The organism is Permianibacter aggregans, from assembly GCF_009756665.1.
In the GTDB taxonomy this organism is placed as follows: Bacteria; Pseudomonadota; Gammaproteobacteria; order Enterobacterales; family Permianibacteraceae; genus Permianibacter; species Permianibacter aggregans.
Genome location: NZ_CP037953.1, coordinates 4,102,474 through 4,125,083, shown reverse-complemented (window position 1 = coordinate 4,125,083; position 22,610 = coordinate 4,102,474). Strand labels below are relative to the sequence as shown.

At 53.0% G+C, this 22,610-nt stretch carries 13 protein-coding genes and 1 riboswitch; of the genes, 10 read left to right on the top strand and 3 right to left on the bottom strand.

Going from position 1 to position 22,610, the window contains the following annotated elements:
* Positions 1-6 precede the first annotated feature (6 nt).
* Positions 7-144: riboswitch (cobalamin riboswitch) on the bottom strand.
* Between the two features lie 366 nt (positions 145-510).
* Positions 511-4,218 carry a methionine synthase gene (gene metH / locus E2H98_RS18575; RefSeq protein ID WP_133587381.1) on the top strand — a complete coding sequence of 1,236 codons (3,708 nt, stop codon included), beginning with the start codon at positions 511-513 and terminating at the stop codon, positions 4,216-4,218.
* 62 nt (positions 4,219-4,280) lie between these two features.
* Here the strand turns inward: metH and E2H98_RS18570 are convergent, their stop codons facing one another.
* Positions 4,281-4,808 (bottom strand): hemerythrin domain-containing protein, encoded by a 528-nt coding sequence (locus tag E2H98_RS18570; protein WP_133587269.1) that lies wholly within the window; start codon positions 4,806-4,808, stop codon positions 4,281-4,283.
* A gap of 450 nt (positions 4,809-5,258) precedes the next feature.
* Between E2H98_RS18570 and E2H98_RS18565 the strand changes: the two genes are divergently transcribed.
* The 8 genes from E2H98_RS18565 (at position 5,259) to E2H98_RS18530 (ending at position 17,874) form a co-directional block, all read left to right on the top strand.
* On the top strand, positions 5,259-7,277 hold the full coding sequence (locus tag E2H98_RS18565) for an FAD-dependent oxidoreductase (RefSeq protein WP_133587267.1): 2,019 nt from the start codon (positions 5,259-5,261) through the stop codon (positions 7,275-7,277).
* A 53-nt stretch (positions 7,278-7,330) separates the two neighbouring features.
* Positions 7,331-8,584, top strand: coding sequence for a cytochrome c3 family protein (locus E2H98_RS18560; RefSeq protein ID WP_157591465.1), 1,254 nt, complete (start codon positions 7,331-7,333; stop codon positions 8,582-8,584).
* 332 nt (positions 8,585-8,916) lie between these two features.
* Positions 8,917-9,483 carry a Tll0287-like domain-containing protein gene (locus E2H98_RS18555; RefSeq protein ID WP_133587263.1) on the top strand — a complete coding sequence of 189 codons (567 nt, stop codon included), beginning with the start codon at positions 8,917-8,919 and terminating at the stop codon, positions 9,481-9,483.
* Between the two features lie 341 nt (positions 9,484-9,824).
* A complete protein-coding gene (locus tag E2H98_RS18550) occupies positions 9,825-12,788 on the top strand; it encodes a TonB-dependent receptor (RefSeq protein WP_133587261.1) in 2,964 nt (987 codons plus the stop codon).
* Positions 12,789-13,081: 293 nt separating this feature from the next.
* On the top strand, positions 13,082-14,647 hold the full coding sequence (locus E2H98_RS18545) for a tryptophan halogenase family protein (RefSeq protein WP_133587259.1): 1,566 nt from the start codon (positions 13,082-13,084) through the stop codon (positions 14,645-14,647).
* A complete protein-coding gene (locus E2H98_RS18540; RefSeq protein ID WP_133587257.1) occupies positions 14,644-15,357 on the top strand; it encodes a SapC family protein in 714 nt (237 codons plus the stop codon). Before E2H98_RS18545 ends, E2H98_RS18540 begins: the two co-directional genes overlap by 4 nt.
* Before the next feature lie 4 nt (positions 15,358-15,361).
* Positions 15,362-16,369: a cupin-like domain-containing protein gene (locus E2H98_RS18535; RefSeq protein ID WP_133587255.1), complete on the top strand. Its 1,008-nt coding sequence runs from the start codon at positions 15,362-15,364 to the stop codon at positions 16,367-16,369.
* Positions 16,370-16,386: 17 nt separating this feature from the next.
* Complete coding sequence (locus E2H98_RS18530; RefSeq protein WP_133587253.1) at positions 16,387-17,874, top strand: tryptophan halogenase family protein; 1,488 nt, start codon at positions 16,387-16,389, stop codon at positions 17,872-17,874.
* Here E2H98_RS18530 and E2H98_RS19495 read toward each other — a convergent pair whose 3' ends face one another.
* Positions 17,875-18,006 carry a hypothetical protein gene (locus E2H98_RS19495; RefSeq protein ID WP_269769305.1) on the bottom strand — a complete coding sequence of 44 codons (132 nt, stop codon included), beginning with the start codon at positions 18,004-18,006 and terminating at the stop codon, positions 17,875-17,877.
* Between the two features lie 588 nt (positions 18,007-18,594).
* Between E2H98_RS19495 and E2H98_RS18525 the strand changes: the two genes are divergently transcribed.
* Positions 18,595-21,498, top strand: coding sequence for a glycosyl hydrolase (locus tag E2H98_RS18525; protein WP_133587251.1), 2,904 nt, complete (start codon positions 18,595-18,597; stop codon positions 21,496-21,498).
* A gap of 56 nt (positions 21,499-21,554) precedes the next feature.
* Here E2H98_RS18525 and E2H98_RS18520 read toward each other — a convergent pair whose 3' ends face one another.
* The gene (locus tag E2H98_RS18520; RefSeq protein WP_133587249.1) at positions 21,555-22,553 is read right to left on the bottom strand and encodes a LacI family DNA-binding transcriptional regulator; all 999 of its coding nucleotides are present in this window, start codon (positions 22,551-22,553) and stop codon (positions 21,555-21,557) included.
* Positions 22,554-22,610 lie beyond the last annotated feature (57 nt).

Sequence of the window (22,610 nt, the reverse complement as noted above, 5' to 3'; positions counted from 1 at the left end):
ATTAATGACCATCAACTGCAGCAGGCTGGTATCGGGCTTGGCTTCAATGAAGACCTGACCGTTGCGGGGGCAGCGCCGGATTTGCACCGGACTTCCCATTTAATGACTTCCCGATTCGGACAGCATGTCCGGCATCCGTGGAAGCCCACCTTGCTCAGTGAGCCGGCACTCTAAGGAGCGACGATGAGCAAGTCAATCTCAACACTGCCGCTCCGGGCCGGATGCTCATGGCAATTGGCTTCGTCGCATAACCAAATATCATATCGGCAAATTTCTCATGACGTTTTCACCGAAATGAAGTGGCGCTCAAACCGGCGATTGAGCGCAGACAATCGACACGCTACTCTTGCCATTGTTCCGAGCAGAAGTCTGTAGAAGTAGTCCCCAGTGAGCCAATCCAGCACCGCGCATAGTTGCGCCATTCATCCGCATGAAGTCAGCAGCGCCAGCAAAAGCGGCGAACAAGCCATTGCCGCGCTGCAATCCACCGACGTCCAACACCAGGACGCGATTGTTGAGGCGCGCAACAAACGCCTGCAACGGTTTCAGCGTGACATCGGAAAACGGATTTTGATCCTCGACGGTGCCATGGGCACGATGATTCAGACCCACAAGCTGAAAGAGGCCGACTATCGTGGCAGCCGTTTTGCCGACTATCCGCTCGATGTTGCCGGCAACAATGACCTGCTCTGTCTGACCCAGCCGGATCTGATTCGCAGCATCCATGAAGCTTATCTGGATGCCGGCGCCGACATCATTGAAACCAACAGCTTCAACGCCACGCGCATTTCGATGGCCGATTACCAGATGCAGCAGTTGGCGTTTGAACTGAACCTGGCTTCGGCGCAGTTAGCGCGCGCCGCCGCCGACCGGTTCAGCGCTTTGACGCCCGACAAACCGCGTTATGTCGCTGGCGTGCTCGGACCAACTTCTCGCACCTGTTCAATTTCTCCGGACGTCAACGATCCGGGTGCACGCAATGTCACGTTTGATCAGCTGGTCGAGAATTATCTGGAAAGCACCGATGGTCTGGTCAAAGGTGGCGCCGATTTCATTTTGATCGAAACCATTTTCGATACCCTGAATGCCAAAGCCGCGGTGTTCGCGGTTCAGCAGTATTTCGAGCGCGAAGGCTTTACGTTGCCGACCATGATTTCCGGCACGATTACCGACGCCTCCGGTCGCACGCTGTCCGGACAAACCACCGAGGCGTTCTACAACTCGCTGATGCACGCCAAGCCGATTTCCATCGGTCTTAATTGCGCACTCGGCGCCAAAGAACTTCGGCCCTATGTCAAAGAGCTTGCACGCGTCGCTCACTGCCATGTTTCGGCGCATCCGAACGCCGGTTTGCCGAACGCGTTTGGCGAATACGATGAAACACCGGAGCAGATGGTTGAAGTGGTCGAGGAATTTGCTGCCAGCGGTTTCGTCAACATCATCGGCGGTTGCTGTGGCACGACGCCCGCACATATTCGCGCACTGGCCGAAGCCATGGCAAAGCATCCGCCGCGTGTCTTGCCGGAACTGCCATCAGCGACCCGCTTAAGTGGTTTGGAGCCATTCAATATCCGCAGCGACTCGCTGTTCGTCAATGTTGGCGAACGCTGCAACGTGACCGGATCAGCGCGTTTCAAACGACTGATTCTTGAGGACAAGTTCAGCGAAGCATTGAGCGTGGCACTCGACCAGGTTGAAAACGGCGCGCAAGTCATCGACATCAACATGGACGAAGCGATGCTCGATGCCAAAGCGTCGATGGTTCGCTTCTGCAATTTGATCGCTGGTGAACCGGATATCGCTCGCGTGCCGATCATGCTCGACTCTTCGAAATGGGAGGTGATCGAAGCCGGCTTGAAGTGCGTGCAGGGCAAAGCAATAGTTAACTCAATCAGCCTGAAGGAAGGCGAACAGGAGTTTCTTGATAAAGCGCGGCTTTGCATGCGCTATGGTGCCGCCGTCGTGATCATGGCCTTCGATGAAAAAGGCCAGGCTGACACGTTCGAGCGCAAGATTCAGATTTGCGAGCGCTCCTATCGACTGTTGATCGACAAGCTCAGCTTCACGCCGGAAGACATTATTTTCGACCCGAATATTTTCGCTATTGCCACCGGCATTGAAGAGCACAACAACTACGCCCAGGACTTTATCCGCGCGACCCAGTGGATTAGAGAAAATCTTCCAGGCGCCGGTGTTTCCGGCGGCGTATCGAACGTGTCATTTTCGTTTCGCGGCAATGATGCCGTCCGCGAAGCGATTCACTCAGTATTCCTGTATCACGCGATCAAAGCCGGCATGACGATGGGCATCGTCAACGCCGGCCAATTGGCTGTCTATGATGAACTGCCGCCGGAACTGAAACAGCGTGTTGAAGATGTCGTGCTGAATCGTCATGAGCATGCCACTGAAGCGCTACTGGAAATCGCCGATAAGTATCGCAGCGGCGGCGGTAGCGCTGAGAAAAAAGAAGATTTGGCTTGGCGCCAATGGCCAGTCGTCAAGCGGCTGGAACATGCACTGGTCAAGGGTATCAACAGCTTTATCGAACAAGACACCGAAGAGGCGCGGCAACAATCGGCCAGACCGCTGGATGTCATTGAAGGACCGTTGATGGCAGGCATGAATGTCGTTGGCGATTTGTTCGGTGCCGGCAAGATGTTTTTGCCGCAGGTGGTCAAATCCGCGCGAGTAATGAAACAATCGGTCGCTTATTTGCAACCGTTTATTGAAGCCGAAAAAACCGAAAGCTCGAAACCGAATGGCAAGATGGTCATCGCCACGGTCAAAGGCGATGTCCATGATATCGGCAAAAACATTGTTGCCGTCGTGTTGCAATGTAATAACTATGAAGTGATCGATCTGGGCGTCATGGTTCCCTGCGAGAAAATTCTGCAAGTGGCCGTCGAGCAGAACTGCGACTTGATCGGACTCTCAGGCTTGATCACGCCATCGCTGGATGAAATGGTCACCATCGCCCGGGAAATGCAGCGCCAAAGAATCAATAAGCCATTACTGATTGGCGGCGCCACGACATCAAAAGCCCATACAGCAGTCAAAATCGACCCGCAGTACTCATTGAATCAGGTGGTCTATGTTCCAGATGCGTCGCGAGCCGTCGGCGTCGCCAGCGCCCTGCTCTCTGACAGCCAGCGACCGGATTTTGTCGCCAATGTCAAAGCCGAGTACGAAGCCGTGCGCGAGCGCCACGCCAATAAGCAGGTACGTGGCACACTGCGCAGCTACGAGCAAGCGACTGCTCATAAGCCGGCATTTGACTGGGCTAACTACACACCACCAAAACCGACTTTCACCGGCATCAAGGTATTCGACGATTACCCGCTGGAAGAACTCATCGAGACGATCGATTGGACGCCGTTTTTTATCACCTGGGATTTGGCGGGAAAGTATCCGCAGATTCTTGAAGACGACGTCGTTGGCGAAGCGGCAACACAGCTATTTGCCGATGCCAAAGCGATGCTGAAGCAAATCGTCGAGGAAAAATGGCTGCAGGCGCGTGCTGTGTTGGGTTTTTGGCCGGCCAATTGCGAACAGGCTGATGACATCCAGGTTTATCGCGACGAAATGCGCGAACAATCCATCGCCGTGTTGCATCATCTGCGGCAACAACACCTGAAAGCCGGTATCGAAGCGCCGCATTTATCGCTGGCTGATTTCGTTGCGCCGAAAGCCAGTGGCAAAGAAGATTATGTCGGCGGCTTTGTCGTTACTGCCGGCATCGGTGTGGATGAGCGCGCAAAAGCCTTTGAAGCCAAAGGCGATGATTACAGCAGCATCATGCTGAAAGCCTTGGCGGATCGCCTGGCCGAATCCTTTGCAGAACACTTGCATAAACGCGTGCGCAAGGAGTTCTGGGCCTATGCGCCGGATGAACAGCTCGATAATGAAGCCTTGATCCGCGAACGCTATCGCGGCATACGCCCTGCACCAGGGTATCCGGCCTGCCCCGATCACACCGAGAAACGCACGCTGTTTACGCTACTGAACGCCAGCGAAAAAATTGGTGTTGAGCTGACCGAACATTTTGCGATGTATCCGACGGCGGCGGTTGCAGGCTGGTACTTCTCTCATCCCGAATCGCAGTATTTTCAGATTAGCCAGGTTCAGAAAGATCAGATTGAAAGCCTGGCCGAACGCAAACGCTGTACAGTGCAAGAGCTGGAGCGCTGGTTAAGCCCTGTGCTAGGTTACGAACCGTAAGCTTTTCTGGCAGACAAAAGAAAACGGCAATCTCTCGATTGCCGTTTTTTATTGATTACCCGTCAATTGTAAAGCGTGTACAAATCGCGTTCTTCCCGCTCGATACGGCGCAGCAGAGCCTGGGCAATATCGTTGGATTCGCGCTGAAAATTGGCAATGCCGGTGGCGTCCATCGAATCTTCCGCGTAGCGGTTGCAAAAATTCACCACCGCACGACTGATGGTGTTCATTTCACGACGAAAGTCCCGCATCAATTCCAGATTGGTTTCATCGCCGGCCAGCGACTGCTCCAGATAGACATAGAACTTGACGTTCTCTTTGATGATATGGCCCTGAAAATCCGTTTTGAATGCCGAAAGTTTGGCTTTGAAGCCCTTGATGTCGCCGCTTTTCAGCGCCGGCATCAGGGAAGTGAACTGATTGACGAGCCGGACGTGATCGCCTTTCAAATGGCTAATCAAATCGGCTTCATAGCTAATCGTCTGTGCCGGCGCTTGCCGGCGAGTATCAGGAATGCTGATAGCAGGTTTCTGCTCAACAGGTTCCTGCACTTTTTTGCTGTCACCAAACAAATTGAAAATACGGGCCACATTACACCTCCGCTACACGACACTAGAAGCCCATGTGCACAGCGCAATAGCGACGCCAAACTACGACGCACACTCCCTTGCATGTGCACCGTCCGCGCAGAACACATGCTCTGCGCAGCTCCTTCCCGGAAATGATGAGCCACGATTTGAGAAATTTCCTGTGCTGAGGCATCGAATTACGGAAATGTTCTAACAAATATCCGGTTTTGTGATGCTCGTCACTTGATGGAATCGTAAGCGAAACACCCGAACCACTTTGTAGCTTTTTGTAGTAATGTCGACTGGGTCACACCAAAACAGGCACCGTTGATACATTTTTAAAAACAAGCTGATTGCAGCAACGCGCTTTCGTGACTTTTCGCAAAGTTATGCGGGAAGAGCAAACCAAAAGGATCAACGGTTGAGTTTTGGCTCCGTGAGCGTGAGTTTAGTCCGGCTGAGGTATTTGCAATGCGCGATTCCCGAGTGAATACAGCACAGGCCACGACGGCATCGCCAACGGCATGGCATCTACTGCAGGAGCAACTGGACAGCCTTATGCCTGATGCCGCCGTACCCGCGGCGTTGAGCGAAAACCTGACTCACCCGTTGGTGGTCATTGGCGCTGGCCCGACGGCGCAGGCACTGGTTACACGACTGAATCATCTGCAGCCCGGTCAACCCGTTATCGTCATCAACGGCGAGCCGTTCATGCCCTACAATCGGGCGCAAATCAGTGCCTCGATTGCCGAAGGCAGAGCGCTGCAGCAACTGGCCAGTCACTGGCAGGCTGTCAGCTCGCCCAATGTTCACACGCTGCAGAATGTGCAAGCGGTGCGAATCGATCGCAAGCAGAAAACACTTGTGCTCTCAAACGGGCAAACCCTGCGCTACGACAAACTCGTCCTGGCCACCGGTTCCACACCGGCGCGGGTGCCGTTATTGCAAGAAGACCATGATCGCATCATCGATTTTCGCGATCTGAACGACATCGCCCGTATTGCCGCGCTGAATCCGCAACGCATTCTGGTCGTCGGTGGCGGTTTGCTCGGTATCGAATCGGCGCGCGCGGTGCGACCATTCTGCCAACACGTGACGATACTGGAGCGATTTCCGCATGTGTTGCCCCGTCAGCTCGACGAAACAGCGGCAAAGCATTTGACGACCTATTTGCTGGAGCTGGGCATTCATGTAAGAACTGGATGCCAGATGCTGCACGTGCATCGTGACACCGATCAATTGCAAGTCGAATTCGCCGACCAAAGTACGCTGAGCGCGGATTTGATCATCAGTGCCACCGGTATCAAACCGCGTATCGATTTGGCCGAGGAGTCGGGCCTGGCAACCGAACGCGGTATTGTCGTCAACGACCAGTTCCAGACCAACGACCCGGACATTTACGCGATTGGCGAATGTTGTGAACAGCATCAAACGCTCATTGGTAGCCTTGGCCCCTGCCTGAAACATGCCCAGCAGCTGAGCAGCATACTTTGCGACGAATCTGCGCAATCAAACTCCGCCAGCGATATTTTTCAGTTGAAAATTGGGCAGCGCACGGTGGTGTCAATCGGCAACAGTAAACCGCTGGATAACATCCGTCATGTTTATGTTGGCGAACGAGGCCAGTATCGCCGGCTTATTGTCGAGGATAATTGCCTGGTCGGCGCCATATTGTTTGATCAGGCCAACACCGACTTTTCCGGATTCGCCGCGGCCATCGAAGCGCGCCGAGAGCTATCCGAAGCAGACCTTGACTTCTTCCGTGAGAATGGCCGGCTGCGTGCGGAAAACACCGTTCACTGCGATCGCGTCATTTGCTTTTGCGCCAATGTCACCGAGCAAAGACTGCAGCATTTGCGTGCGCAACAATTACCGACCGCAGAAATCATTCGCATCACCGGTGCCAGTACCCATTGCGGCTCCTGTGCGCCGCGCGTAGCTGAAGCACTTGGCAGCCGTTCTTCATCACGCCAGCAAATCATTGCCGTGTCTGCCGCGATCCTTGTCGTCACATTTTTGCTAGCGGCAATGACCAATCTGTCATTGCCATACGCGGATTCGTGGCAATCGCCCTGGCGCGCTATTGATCAATTCTGGCGCAGCAGCCAACTGCGGCAGTACAGCGGTTACCTGATGTTGACGGTATTACTCAGCAGTTTTGTCTGGGGATATTGGCGGCGCGCTCAGCGTTTGCGCTCTGCGCAACAAAAACGTTCGGTCAGTGTCCACATGCTGCTAGCCATTGCGGCCCTGACACTCTGGTATCTGCATACCGGTGGGCGCATTGGTTATGGCATCAATCAATTACTGTTCTGGCTGTTTGCCGTGACGATGTTGCTCGGCAGCGTCGCCGGTATATTCTGGATGCGCGCTGCGCGCACGGAGTCCACTCAAAAGCAAGCGCGATGGTTGCGTGCGGTGCACTGGTCAGCGCTATTTCCATTACCGGCATTACTCCTTATCCATCTACTTAAATTCTATTACTTTTAATTTTAATGAAAACAAAATCTCTGACACTATTTGCCTTTGTGGTAGTAAGTACTTTGATTGCCATTTTTGGCTGGCAGTGGTTTACCGGTGAAGATAAACGTCTGCTGCAACCTGGACCACTTAGCTACGCGCATCACCAGATTGAGCTGACTTGCCATAGCTGCCACGGCGACAGCTTTGCAGGGAATGCCGGCATCGAGCAGGAATGCAAGAATTGCCACGCCAGCGAGCTGAAAGCCATGGATGATGCCCACGGTCAGAAAAAATTTTCTGACCCCCGCAATGCGGCCGAACTGGCAATTTTGGATGCAACCAAATGCCTTAACTGCCATCAGGAACATCAACCGGAATTCACCCGAAAAATGAGCGTGACACAACCAGTCGATTACTGCGTCGCCTGTCACCAGGAAGTATTTTCCGAACGCGAAAGCCACAGAAATCTGGCCGCCGATACCTGCACCAATGCCGGTTGCCACAACTACCATGATGCTTCAACGCTGTATGAAAATTTTCTGGTCGCGCATCTGAACGAACCGGCACAGTTAGCAACCACGACACGAATTGCACGAGTAATTGACCATAAACCACTGCTGCGTGCCGATCGAATGCCGACCGCAACTGAGCCTTTACCGGCGGCAATGAACGCCGCGCATCAGCAGTGGCAAAAGTCTGCCCATGCCTTGGGTCATGCCAACTGCGCCGACTGCCATCGCGATAACGATAACTGGCAAGTTAGCATCGAAACCTGTCAGGGCTGTCATGAAGGGCAAGTGGAAAGCTTTCAACAAGGGCATCACGGAATGCGCGTGGCAGTGGGGTTGCCGCCGCTTGAAGTCAGCATGGCGAAGTTGCCGATGCATCAGGATGCAAGTGATAAAGTCCTGAATTGTCATAGTTGCCATCAGGCACATGATTACAACACGCGCAAGGCTGAAGCTGACGCGTGTTTAGGTTGCCACAATGACAAACATAGCAAGCAGTGGCGCGCATCGAAACATGCGGAACTATGGCAGCAAAACCCTGACCATGGCGCCAGCTGTGCCACCTGCCATATGCCCCGCTTGGTTGATAAAGCAACAGGCAAGATTAGCGTCGAACACAACAATAGTGCCAACCTTCGCCCCAACGACAAAATGGTGAAAATGGTTTGTATGAATTGTCATGGCGTTGAGTTTGCATTGACTGCGCTGGCTGATCCGGATCAGATCGATAGCAACTTCAGCAAAGCCATCAACGCCTCACATTCAAGCATGGATTTCGTTCGAGCGAGACAAAACGAAGTATCCGCATCATCAAGGCCGGATTAGGTAGAGGCTATCTCAAAAATAGTCTGGGCGAAGGCGAGGTGCGCGAATAGGAGCGGAGGAACCGCAGTTTACAAGTAGTAAATGAGGATTGCTCACCACATCCATGTGGTTCACCCTCCGGGTTTCACGAAAATCCGCTCCTGGCGGATTTTTGGACTTCACCTCCGTGTGAAGTCCCCTTCGGGTTTCACGAAAATCCGCTCCTGGCGGATTTTTCCGAGCACGGCGTTCGCGCAGATCACCGAGCTCCAGGCATTTTTGAGATAGTCTCTAACGACCTTCGCACTAAAGGATAGTGCGTTGATTCACTCAACAACTTGTGGGAGAGCATCATGAAAAAACCATTGATCATTTCGATAGGCGTGGCCGCTCTGCTCGGCTGTTCGGAACAGGCCAGCAAGCCTTCCGGCATCGAGCCGCAACGCTTTACTGACGCCATTCATACGGTGCTGGAAGCCGACCGCACGATCTACACGCAAAAAATCGTCAATCGACTGACGCTGGAAGAAAAAAACATCAAGGCCAGCGAGCACTGGCAGGAAGAAAAAGCCTTGGCCCTACCCGCTCAGATGTTTCGGATGGGTGCGGAGCTCGTCAATGAGAAAAACCCCGGCTTTTCCTACGCGTTGATTTCCGAATGGGCGATCAATAAGAAAAATGCGGCGCGCACCGAAGCGGAGAAGCAAGGCATGAAAGCCGTCGTGGAGAACCCGAAGAAACCGTTCTATACCGAAGAAATGCTCGGCGATAAAAAATACTTTACGGCCGTGTATGCCGATGTCGCGATCGCCGATGCTTGTGTTCAATGTCACAACGAGCACAAAGACAGCCCACGGACCGACTTCAAAAAAGGCGATGTAATGGGCGCCGTGGTGATTCGTGTTGAGCAAGCGAAATAGCACCAAGTCGCGATAAAGGCGAGGAAGCCCTGATTCCTCGCCTTCTATTCATGCATCCAAGCGATGGGTGCTCAGTTTTGTACGCCATTGCTGCTGCCTATCGGCACTCTCTGTCTACACGCAAACGCTATTTCCATTTCAATGGCTTTTAAAAACTCACCATAATTCATTGGTTTGCGTTCTGCTGCTTTGCAGCATCCCTGAACCTTCCGCACCGCAGCAAAAACGCCGGGAAAAACTGCTTGCAATGCATCTGGCAATGGATTAGCTTAAATAATGTAAGCGCTTTCATTTGTCTGTGAGCGCGAACAGAATCCATTATGTGGGGCGGAGGGAAACAAATGAATCGACAGTCGTTCAAGCGCACGCAGATCGCGACCAGCTTGACCTTGATTTTGAGTGCTGCGGCCAGCAGCGTTTATGCGCAAGAAGAAACAGAAAATACGGCAAACAACGATGGCCGCGAAGAAGCGGAAGTGGTTGAGGTACGCGGCATTCGCGGCAGCTTGATCCAGTCGCGCGACATCAAACGCAACGCGCAAGGTATTGTTGATGCGATCACGTCCGAAGACATTGGTAAATTCCCGGACACCAACCTCGCCGAATCGCTGCAACGGATCACGGGCGTTTCCATTGACCGCCAGAACGGCGAAGGAAGCCGCGTTACCGTCCGCGGTTTTGGCCCCGACTACAACGTGGTAACGCTGAATGGTCGGCAAATGCCGGCCTCCTCGCTCGAGGCCACGACCGCCTCGTCGTCCCGCTCTTTCGATTTCGCCAACCTGGCCTCCGAAGCAGTCGCGGGTGTCGAAGTGTATAAAACCAGTATGGCGAAATTGCCTACCGGCGGCATCGGTTCAACAATCAATATTCTGACCACTCGCCCGCTCAATAACCCTGGCCAGCACGCCAGTGTCGGCGTCAAGGGGGTGCATGATTTATCGACCGAAACCGGCTCTTCGCTGACTCCGGAAGTTTCGGGCATTTACAGCAACACGTTTGCCGATGACAAGTTCGGTATCGCCATTACTGCCAGTGTGCAAGAACGCGACAGTGGCTACAAAAGCGCCGAAACTTCCAGCGGTTGGTACACCATCAAAGGCTTTGATGGTGACTGGGGCTCGCTTCCGGATGACGATACCGTAGTCAATCGTCCGCAGGAAAACGATGTTTATGCGGTACCGCGAAATATTCTTTATAGCTTCAATGAAATTCAGCGCACGCGCACCAACGGCCAGCTGACCTTGCAATTCAGGCCAATTGAAACCTTGACCGGCACTCTGGATTACACCTACTCGGAACTGGAAGTTGCACAACAACGCAACGATCTCTCCGCCTGGTTCAACGGCGTGCACAATTTCAGCGAGTGGACACAAGGATCGAACACGGTGGGCTCGGTAGTTGGCCCAATCGTCTATTCCGATAATTCCTGTTGTGATGTCGGCCTGGGCGCTGGCGACTGGGCAACGAAAAACGAAAACGAATCCGTTGGTTTCAATCTGCAATGGCAAGCCACGGACAAGCTGTCGTTCACTCTCGATTACCATGACTCCAGCGCCGAATCAGGCCCCGACAGCCCCTGGGGTAGCAACAACGTGGTTTCTGCGGTGCAATTTGACCGCGTCAGCACGACCGTTGATTATCGCAATGATTTTCCGATCATGGACATCACCTATGCCGATGGCGTAAATGGCCTTGATCCTGCTCGAATGATGACCTCGGGCACTAGTTTTAGAAACAGCTACATGCGCTCGGATATTCAGCAGGCGCAATTGCATGGCAGTTTTGTTTTTGATGAGGGCGTCGTCAAGAGCATTGATTTCGGTTTGACCACTATTGACGTCAAAAACCGCTCTGCATTCTCCAATGCTCAACGTGACACCTGGGGAGGTTACGGCACACCAGCCGATTACGCTGACAGCATTTTCTCGTTACGTGCCGTGGACTTCGACTTGCCTGGTAGCGGCAGCGCCAACATGGAGCCCTATTACGCCGTTGTCAGCATGCAGGATTTGATGGATGCGATTTCGGCGATTGCTGCAGCCAATGGCGATGATCTTGGACCTTGCGATACGTTCTTGTGCCCGGATCCGCGTTACAGCACCGATCGCAATACCACCGAAACGCAGAATGCCATCTATCTGCAAGCCAACCTGACCGAATACTGGGGTGACATGCGCTGGAATTTGTCACTTGGTGTTCGTTACGAGGAAACAGAGGTCGACTCCTCGGCGCTTGTGCCCATTTATGATCATATTGTCTGGGCCGGTGACAATGAATTCGTCGCACAAAGTTCCGGCGAAGGATTCACCAATCTGAAAGGCGAATATGATCACGTTCTACCCAGCCTCGATTTCAATATCGAAGTGGTAGACGATGTTATTCTGCGCACTTCGTACAGTGAAACCATCACCCGTCCAAGTTATTCCGATATTCAGGGCGGGCAAACCATTAACCCGTTGCTGCGTATCACTGGCGGCACCGGTAACAGCGGCAATCCCAACTTGTTGCCATTTGAGTCACGTAACTACGATTTCTCTGCCGAATGGTATTACGGTGAAGGAAGCTATGTTGCAGCGGGCTACTTCCTGAAGAAAGTGGACAACTTCATTGGCTCCGATTCGTTCCAGGAAACAACATTCAACCTGCCCCACCCTGCACAAGGGCCGCGCTACCAACAAGCGGTTGCCGCAGTTGGTACGGATAACGCCGCCGTTCGCCAATACTTCGTCGACCAAGGTTGGGTGGACAGTAACGGCAACATCGTTGGTATCGCCGGCGAAGATGCTGCAGCGGTGTTCACGATTATTCAACCGGTCAACGAAAAGAATGCGGAAGTGGATGGCTTTGAGTTTGCCGTTCAACATATTTTCGGTGATAGCGGTTTCGGCACCATCGTCAACTACACCATTGTTGATGGCGACATTGGCTACGATGACTACAACACCAACAAAGGCCCTGACGCCGAAAACCAGTTCGCGCTCTTTGGACTCAGCGACACCTTCAATATTGTTGGTTTCTATGATCAAGATGGCCTTCAAGTACGTGTTGCTTACAACTGGCGTGATGAATTCCTGACCGCCACCTTTGACGGCAACGGCGAACGCAACCCGGTATACGTAGAGGCTTATGGTCAATGGGACATCAACGCCAGCTACGCCTATACCGATAATCTGACGTTCTTCGTCGAAGGCATCAACGTCACCAATGAGTATCGACGCTTGCACGGCCGTCACGAAAACATGGTGGTCGCCATTATTGAGCAGGCTCCACGTTACAACATTGGTTTACGCTACAACTTCTGAGGGCGCTGGCAGACACCGACGCATCGTTTTTGATACGTCGGTGTTTTTTAGAAGCCATCTCAAAAATAGTCTGGGCGATGGCGAGGTGCGTGAATAGGAGCACAGGAACCGCAGTTTACAGGTAGTAAATGAGGATGCCGAGCACCGCATTCGCGCAGATCGTCGAGCTCCAGACATTTTTGAGATGGCTTCTAATCTTTGCTCCGATTCACAAACAGGCTTGCAGCATTCATTGGCAGTCGTATATTTCAGCACTTCTATGTCATAGTGCGCCAAGAGCAACTGGAGCCGATATGCAAGGCGAAATCCAACAGATCATCATCCTCGGTGGCGGCGCGGCCGGTTGGTTGACGGCAGGCATTCTGGCCGCGCAGCACCAACTCAATCCAGCTATTCGAATCACGCTTGTTGAGTCGCCAGACGTCAAGATTCTCGGCGTTGGTGAAGGCACGTGGCCGACGATGCGCGATACGCTGCGAAAAATGGGCGTGTCAGAAACGGCTTTTATCCGCGAGTGCGACGCCTCTTTCAAACAGGGAACACAGTTTCAATCCTGGGTAAACGGCGACGACAAGGATTGCTATTTTCATCCCTTTTCTTTACCGCAAGGGCATTTCGACGGGCTCCCGACGCGCTACTGGCCGATGCTCGCGGACAAGCTATCGTTTGCCGAAGCGGTCAGCACCCAACCCTTGCTGTGCCAGCAATTTCGAGCACCCAAGCAACCCCAAACGCCTGAGTTCGCCGGCGTCGTCAATTACGGTTATCACCTCGATGCAGTGAAGTTCGCGGATTTCCTGCGGCGGCATTGCACGGAAAAGCTCGGCGTGCATCACCACTACGCCCATGTCACGGGTGTCACCGTTGATGAACAGGAGCATATCACCGCGCTGCAAACCCTTGGCGAGCCGATAATTGGCGACTTGTTCATTGATTGCTCCGGATTTCAGGCGCAGCTGATTCATCAGCACTATCACATTCCATTTCACGATTTGCGCCATGTACTGTTCAACGATTCCGCGATGGTTTGGCAGCAAACTCATGACACGGAAAATTCGTCGCTGGCATCGGCAACCATTTCCACTGCTCAAGCTGCTGGCTGGATCTGGGATATCGCGTTACCGACACGTCGTGGCTTGGGCTACGTATATGCCAGTGAACACTTGAGCGACGAACAAGCGGCTGCAGGCCTGCAAGACTATATCCGTAAACATTTCGCTGGCAGCGACCCTGAATCCATTACCCCGCGCAAGATCAGTTTTAACCCCGGTTACCGCACAAAGTTCTGGCATAGAAACTGTATTGCCATCGGCACCTCAGCAGGCTTTATCGAACCCTTGGAAGCATCGGCGCTGGTACTGATTGAATTGTCGGCAAGCTACCTGAGCCAACAACTGCCACGCACTCGCGAACAGATGAACATCGTTGCCAAACGTTTCAATGAAGTATTCCAATATCGATGGCAGCGAATTACTGAATTTTTAAAGCTGCATTATGTGGCCAGCCAACGCCGCGACCATGACTACTGGCTGGCACACCAGATGCCAGATTCAATTCCAGAAGCTTTACGCGAAAACCTGCTGCTTTGGCAACACAACACCCCTTCCCGTTTCGACTTTCCTCATGCAGAGGAAGTGTTCCCCGCAGCAAGTTACCAGTACATTTTGTATGGCATGGGCGTTCACGCCAATACGCCGGTGCCAAACCAAACGATGCAACGCTCACTGGCCGAGCAATACTTGAAACAAACCCTTGAACTTGGCCAAAAGCAACTGCAGTATCTGCCCAGCAACCGTGAACTGTTGGCACATATCCATCATCACGCAACCGACCCCCAACGTTTACAAGGCATCACATGAGTCGTCACGTATTACTAAATAATATTGACCACAAGGCATTACGCATTAACACAAGCCGCTCGGCGGCATTCGGCGACAATGTCATGTGCTGTGTGGTTTATCCGGTTGAGTTTCAGGCGCTACAGGAAGAATACCCAATCGTCTTTCATCGCAATGCAGAAACCGCTGAGGTTCATCCGGTGGCACTGTTTGGTCTGGAGCAGAACGAGAATTTGTTCTTGGCCAATGAGCAATGGCAAGCCAGTTATATTCCGCTACTGATGCAGCGTGATCCGTTTCTGATCGGTCAGCAATCATCGACAAAAGATGGTGAATCACAATTGGTCATTCACATCGACCTTGATAGCCCCCGCGTCAGTGAAACGGAAGGCCAAGCCATTTTCCTCCCCCACGGCGGTAACAGCGAATTTATTGAGCAAATTGCCTCGGTGCTGAAAGCCATCCATTTCAGCCAGCCGGACAGTAAAGCCTTTACCGATGCGCTGAAGCAGCATGATTTACTGGAGCCGATAGTGCTCGATATCGAGCTCGGTAAGAACCGGCATCATCGCTTGTCGGGCTTTCACACCATCAATGAAAAAGCGCTGGCCAACTTGAATGACCAAGCGATAGTAGCGCTACATCGGAAGGGATTCCTGGCGTGGATTTACTGTTGCCAGCTATCGCTGGGGCGACTCAATGCGCTGGTTCGGCGTAAACAACAGCAATAGCAACATGATTGCCATATCGCGAACCGTTCCGGAGCTGAGGCCGTCATCGCCGGAGCACATCCCGGAGCTATTGCGACAACACAACACGCCATTGGTAATGCGAGGCTTGATCAAACACTGGCCCGCGGTACAGCGTAGTGCATCGGTTACGGAAGCTTGCGCGTATTTGCGTCAGTTCTATCAAGACTCAACGGTCACGGTATTTCGCGCGGATGCCAGTCAGAAAGGTCGTTATTTTTATAACGAGAATTTGAGCGGCTTCAACTATGCGCAATCCAGAGAGCGACTGGATTCGCTGCTTGATGAACTGCAACAGGCAAGCAATACCGACGCTCCAGGGATTTATGTCGGTTCAACGACGATTGAACGCTGTCTGCCTGGCTTTCTTGCCCACAACCCGTTGGACTTTGGCCAGCCGGAAGCGCTGGCCAGCATCTGGCTCGGCAACCAAAGCCGAATCGCCGCCCACTATGATGTGCCGGATAATCTGGCATGCGTCGTCGCCGGCACGCGTCGCTTCACGCTATTCCCGCCGGAACAGATTGCCAATCTTTACATTGGTCCACTGGATCTAACACCAGCAGGTCAAGCCATCAGCCTTGTGGATTTTCACCATCCGGATGAAGAACGATTTCCAAAGTTCAAGTACGCGCTTGAACAGGCGATGACCGCGACCTTGGCACCCGGCGATGCGCTATTTATTCCCAGCATGTGGTGGCATCACGTCGAAGGCTTGGATGCGTTCAATGTGCTGGTCAATTATTGGTGGCGAAATACGCCTGCCTGGATGGGGCCACCGATCAATGCACTGCTGCATGCCATGCTCGCGATACGCGAGTTGCCGGCAGCACAGCGCGATGCATGGAGAGCGCAATTCGAACATTATGTTTTTGCTGACCAAAGTGCTCAGCATCAGCATATTCCTGAGTCGGCTCGCGGTGTTCTGCAAGCGCTGGATGACAACAGCGCACGACAATTACGCAGCCAACTACTGAACCGACTGAATCGCTAACCGAGATAACACCAATCATGACCACAACCACACCAATCAAGAAAATTGTCATTGCCGGTGGTGGCACCGCAGGCTGGATGGCCGCCGCCGCACTCGTGAAGCTGTTGGGGAAAACCCTGTCGGTAACCTTGATTGAGTCCGATGAAATTGGCACCGTCGGTGTTGGTGAGGCGACCATTCCCTCGCTGGTGTTTTTTCATCAACTGCTTGGCATTAATGAGCAGGCATTCATGTCGGCCACGCAAGGCACCTTCAAACTCGGTATTCAGTTCGAAAACTGGCGCAAACTGGACCATCGTTATATCCATGCCTTTGGCGTCACAGGCAAGGATTGCTGGGCAGCCGGCTTTCAGCATTTCTGGTTGAAAGGCTTGGAAAAAGGCTTCAGCGCTGACTTTGGTGACTACTGCCTGGAACGCCGCGCTGCCGAAGCACATCGATTTGCTCACCTGCCCAAAAACGGTCTGAACTATGCGTTCCATATGGATGCCACCCAATACGCCCAATTTTTGAAACAGCTTTCGTTACCGCTTGGTGTGGAACGCATTGAAGGAAAGATCCAGCGCGTCAATACCGATAACGAAAGCGGTTTTATTCGTTCTCTGAGCTTGAATGATGATCGAACAATAGAGGGCGACTTTTTTATCGACTGCACCGGCTTTCGAGGCTTATTGATTGAGCAAGCGCTGCACACCGGTTACGAGGATTGGTCGCACTGGCTGCCATGTGATAGCGCCGTGGCGGTGCAAACCGAATCGGTTGCTCCTCCTCTGCCCTTTACTCGCTCCATTGCCCATGATGCGGGTTGGCAGTGGCGCATTCCGCTGCAACATCGCGTTGGCAACGGGCTGGTGTTCTGCAGCAAGTATCTTGGTGACGAGCAAGCGAAAGCACTGTTGGCAAGAAACATTGAGGGCAAAGTGCTGACCGAGCCGCGGGTGATCAAGTTCAAAACCGGCCGTCGGTTGAAGCAATGGAATAAAAACTGCGTAGCGCTAGGGCTGGCCAGTGGTTTTCTTGAACCATTGGAATCCACCAGCATTCACTTGATTCAACAAGGGATTGTCCGCTTGCTGCGCATGTTCCCGCATCATGGTGTGCGCCAGGTGGATATAGATGAATACAACAAGCAAACGGATTTTGATGTTGAACATATCCGTGACTTTATCATCCTGCACTACCACGCCACGGAACGCGATGACAGCCCATTCTGGAATTACTGCCGGCAGATGAAGGTGCCGGATTCATTGGCCCACCGAATTCAGCTGTTCAAGGAAACTGGCCGGGTTTTCCGTGATGGCAATGAATTGTTTGATGATTCCTGGCAGCAAGTGATGATTGGCCAAGGTGTGATGCCAGAGCAATATCACCCAATCGTCAACACGATGCCAGACGGTGAACTGAAGGCATTCCTGGAGCATATCAGGTCATCGATTGATAAAACCGTCGAGCGTCTGCCCTCGCATCAGGAATACTTGAATCAGTACTGCCCCGGCAACCGATAGTCACTTAAGCACGCGCCCGTTGGCGCGAGAAGAAAAGGCACCGCGATCAAGCAAGGTCGCGGCATGATGAAAACCTTCAGATAGGTACTTGGCATCTGGGCGAGCAAGCAGCGCTATTACGGTTTCTTTCACACAATGCTCCATAGCGTTGTCGCGCTCACAAAGCATCTATAAGCACCGCAAATACGCCCTCATTCTTTGCCCTTTAGAGCATCAAAAAGATGCTGCAGAGAATCTTTCGCACTGCATCACAAAAACTCCAGAAAAACCGTTTACGAGCCATTGACTGAAAGCGCTTACATTGATAATTTCTATCGTGCCTCCAGTGGGAAATGGATCTTGCAAGCTCCCACATCCCGAGTGAATTGGCGTGCTTTGTTGTTCGTGACGTGAAGCACGCGCTGTTTTGCCAGACAACCGCAGCGGTCGCGTTTTTTTCGGGGGGAAAGAATGCGTGTTGTGTGGTGGACGGAGTGGAGCGATCTGCTCCGTCCCGTCTGCGCATCCGAATCATTATCGTGCTCCCGTTAGGCCATACGCCTTGTCGTGGCGAATTCGCTTGAATGCCACGGCAAACGTGATGGCCGCCTTTTTCATGCCTTTATCGGAGTCGTTCCGGCCGCTTGATGCAGGGATGTTGCTGTTAGCGCCAAGAGATTGGGATGCGTGTTGGCGCTCGTGATCGCTACGCGCACGAAAACATTATTACGGAGGATTGATATGCCATCGTTTTTAGCAGCCGCATCGTCGCGGCGAAAACTGCTTTACGGCGCGCTCGCAGCCGCTTGGCTTAGTCTGAGTGCATCAGCAGCCGATATTGCGGTAGGCCTGGGCAGTTACAGCAATACCCTGAAAGCTGGCAACGAACCGTTACCGCCACAAACGGTATACACCACCAGCAATTTTTCCGGTCCCATACCCACCAATGATTGGAATTCCTCGGCATTTTTTCGGCAATGGTCAGAACCGCTGCATGCCCACCCGCTAGTCTATCGCGCCAGTGCCGAAGGACTGGAACTCGGCTTACCGAATAAAGTCGTCGTGCCACAGCCAGATGGCGATCGCGACATTGTTTACCAGCATCAGGCCGCCATTCGCGTCAAACCGCTTGGTTTCGCGATACATGATGCCCGGGTCGCGAAAGTCGGTGACTGGTCGATGGATCTGGTTCTCGGAAATGGCAATCAATCGATGGCAGCAACCATCGTCAAAGGCAGTCCCTACAGTTTTTACCGTGTCAATGGCGGCGGAAATGTTGAACTTCACCTAATCGGAACGCATCAGCACTTCCAACAAAGTAATGACGGTATGACTCTGGCGTTTACTGTCAACGCAAGACCGTATGTCTTGTTCTTACCAAATGGCAGTCAAGTCAGCGGTTATCCGAGCGCGGTGTTACACGTTTCGCTGCCGGCCAATTCACGCTTTTTCACCATTGCCGCGTTGCCGGAGCAAAGCAACGCCGCGATCGAAACCTTAGCCGAGCATGCCTTTCACTTTGTCACGGATACCAAAGTCGATTGGGCATATGATCCGCAGCAAAGTGAAGTGACGACAACGTTCACCGCCGACACCGAAGCAATGCAAGGCAATGGCGCCGGCACGATATTCGGCCTCTATCCGCATCAGTGGCACGACAACCCGATACTCGGCACCACGCTGCCATTCAGTTTTGCCACGGTGCGCGGTGAGCTGAAATTGAAAGCCGGCAGTCAGTTCCAGACCAGATACCGATTCACAGGTCTATTACCAACATTGCCGCCGCTACAGAACACGGCCCACCACGGCCAATTGCAATCGATGATCGACGCCGATCTGGCGGCGATTGATCAGCAGTTTGGTGGCGGCGGCACTTACTGGCAAGGCAAGGATATCGGCAAAATATCGCAGTTGATGACGCTTGCCACTCATCATGATCGTGCCAATGCGGCCAACACATTCGACAATGCCTTGCGTGGCGTTTTTTCCAGTTGGTTGCGCTCCAACGATGGCGCCAATCCATACGGAGGAGTCGAGTATTTTTATTATCACGCTCCTTACGGCACGCTGATTGGTTTCCAGAATGGGCAGGACGAGTTTGGTTCGAGCGGTGAACTCAATGACCACCATTTCCACTATGGTTACTGGGTCTACGCTGCCGCGCAGTTGGCGCTTCGCGACAGCAATTTCGCCCTCGCCGATCAATGGGGTGGCATGGTGGAGTTGTTGATCAAGGATTTCGCCAACTTTGATCGCAACGATTCGCGTTTTCCGTTTCTAAGAAACTTTGATGCCTATGAAGGCCATAGCTGGGCTTCCGGCACCGTGCCTTTCGTTGATGGCAACAATCAGGAGTCATCGTCGGAATCGATCAACGCCTGGGCCTCAATGATTCTCTGGGGCGAGCTGACCGGCAATCAGGCGATGCGCGATACCGGTATTTACCTATACACGACTGAAATTCAGGCCATCAATCATTACTGGTTTGACTTATATGATCTGGTTTTTGACCCACAGTATCCGGCACTGGAAACCAGCATGGTCTGGGGCGGTAAATACGTGCACAGCACATGGTGGACCGATGATCCGCTGCAAGTGCATGGCATCAACTGGCTGCCTATCACCGGTTCATCGCTATATCTCGGTACCCGCCCGGATTACGTCCAGCAAAACTATGATCGGGCCTACCAGGAATATGATGCGCATCCAAATCCGAACGCACCGCGCACGATTTGGCGAGATATCTATTTGAAGTATCTGGCATTGGCGGATGCGCCAAGCGCGCTGTCACAATGGAGCGCCAGTATTGTGCCGGAACGAGGTGAAACCCGCAGCGGCACTTACCATTGGCTGGCGGCACTAGCAGAACTCGGCCGGCCACGGTTTGATATCACCGCCAACACGACGCTGTACGCGGTGTTTCAATGCGGCAATGGCCAAGTCAATCATGTTGCCTACAACGCCGGAACCAGCACAAAAGCCGTGCAGTTCAGTGACGGCAAAACCTTGAATGTGCCGGCCAAGCAATTTGCCAGCGATGGTCGCTGTGATGGCAGTACACCACCGCCTCCGCCACCTCCGCCACCTCCTCCACCACCGCCGAGCACACCATATGGAGCCGAACAAATCGGCAATGGTTTGCGCTTTTATGTCAACGATGCGCCGTGGGCTGATGTTCATTACATCGTTAACAATGGCGCACAACAAAACTTACGCATGCAGGTAAATGGCGATGATCATCAGCTGATTGTCAATCAACTTGCCGCCGGTGCGGTCGTCAAATTCTTCTTCACCATTGGCAATCCTGAGGGCGGAGCCACCGATACACCATGGCAAACAGTAACCGTTACCGGTGACGTACCCGACCCGGATCCGAATCCTCCACCGACACCATACGGGATCATGCCAATCAGCAACGGCGTACAGTTCCACGTTAACAATGCGCCATGGGCGGATGTACATTACCGCATCAATAACGGTGCGCAACTGAACCTACGCATGACACCGAATGGTAGCAACCACCTTTACCCAGTAACCGGTTTGAGTGCCGGCACGCGGATACAGTATTTCTTTACGATAGGTAATCCGTCGGGCGGAGCTTACGACACCAGTTGGACCGAGTACATTTACAACGGTACGCCTTGATTGCACGAGTAAAAAAGGCCTGGCGAAAACCAGGCCTTTTTTTGCGTGTAAGCTGATTATTTTGCTTTCACCGAGTCGCGCAGAATCAGGCTTGGCTCAAAGTGATGGATGATGTCGATGTCATCCTGCTGATAAATATTCTTCAGCACCCATTTGGCTGCCATACGGCCCATCTCACCGATCGGATAATCAATCGTACTCAAATGCGGAAACGTGTAACGTGACATGATGACGTTATCGAAGCCGATAATCGACAAGTCTTCCGGCAACTGCAAACCAGCATCGCGCGCCGTGTTCATCGCGCCGCAGGCCATTTCATCGTTGCCGCAAACCACCGCAGTAAATTTCTTGCCGGCTTTCAGCAATTCACTCATCGCTTGCGCACCACTGGCGCTTTCGAAGTCACCTTCGCGCATCAGCGCTGCGTCAAAGGCCACGTCAAATTCACGCAGCGCTTTCTTGTGCCCTTGCAAGCGCTCCTTGGCATCCGTTTTCTTCAACGGGCCGGCGATATAGGCAATCTTGCGATGCCCCTGCTCCAACAATGCTTTTGTGGCCAGGTAGCCACCGTGGCGATTATCGAGACTGATACATTGATCAGCGATGGCATCGATATGACGGTTCATGACGACGAACGCATCATCTTCTTTCGCTAAATCAATCAGGTACTGGTCGGAGACGGCATCAGCATGCAGTATCAGCGCATCACAACTGCGGCCGCGCAAAAACTCGATCGCCTCTTTTTCGCTTTGCTCATCACTGTGGCCAGCCGCGATGATCACGTGCTTGTGGGCAGCGCGTAGCACCGTTTCGACGCCGCTCATCATTTCGCCGAAAAACGGGCCGTGCACTTCCGACACCAGCATGCCGACGCTGTTGTAGCAGTTTGAGGCCAGTGATTGCGCGGCGGAGTTCGGCCGGTAGTTCAGGGCCTTCATCGCCGCCATGACGCGCTGCCGGGTTTTTTCGCTGACTTTGGCGGTGCCGTTGATCACCCGTGAAACGGTAGCCAAAGACACACCGGCGCGTTCAGAAACTTCGTAGATCGTTGCCATGAATAATCGCGTAACGAAAACCAGCCGACAGGATACCGAACGCACAGCCGTTCAGGA

Bases quoted from the DNA above. Each gene is read 5' to 3' on its own strand.
- E2H98_RS18565 (WP_133587267.1), top strand. From the start codon at position 5,259: ATGCGCGATTCCCGAGTGAATACAGCACAGGCCACGACGGCATCGCCA.
- E2H98_RS18555 (WP_133587263.1), top strand. From the start codon at position 8,917: ATGAAAAAACCATTGATCATTTCGATAGGCGTGGCCGCTCTGCTCGGC.
- E2H98_RS18550 (WP_133587261.1), top strand. From the start codon at position 9,825: ATGAATCGACAGTCGTTCAAGCGCACGCAGATCGCGACCAGCTTGACC.
- E2H98_RS18545 (WP_133587259.1), top strand. From the start codon at position 13,082: ATGCAAGGCGAAATCCAACAGATCATCATCCTCGGTGGCGGCGCGGCC.
- E2H98_RS18540 (WP_133587257.1), top strand. From the start codon at position 14,644: ATGAGTCGTCACGTATTACTAAATAATATTGACCACAAGGCATTACGC.
- E2H98_RS18535 (WP_133587255.1), top strand. From the start codon at position 15,362: ATGATTGCCATATCGCGAACCGTTCCGGAGCTGAGGCCGTCATCGCCG.
- E2H98_RS18530 (WP_133587253.1), top strand. From the start codon at position 16,387: ATGACCACAACCACACCAATCAAGAAAATTGTCATTGCCGGTGGTGGC.
- E2H98_RS18525 (WP_133587251.1), top strand. From the start codon at position 18,595: ATGCCATCGTTTTTAGCAGCCGCATCGTCGCGGCGAAAACTGCTTTAC.
- E2H98_RS18520 (WP_133587249.1), bottom strand. From the start codon at position 22,553: ATGGCAACGATCTACGAAGTTTCTGAACGCGCCGGTGTGTCTTTGGCT.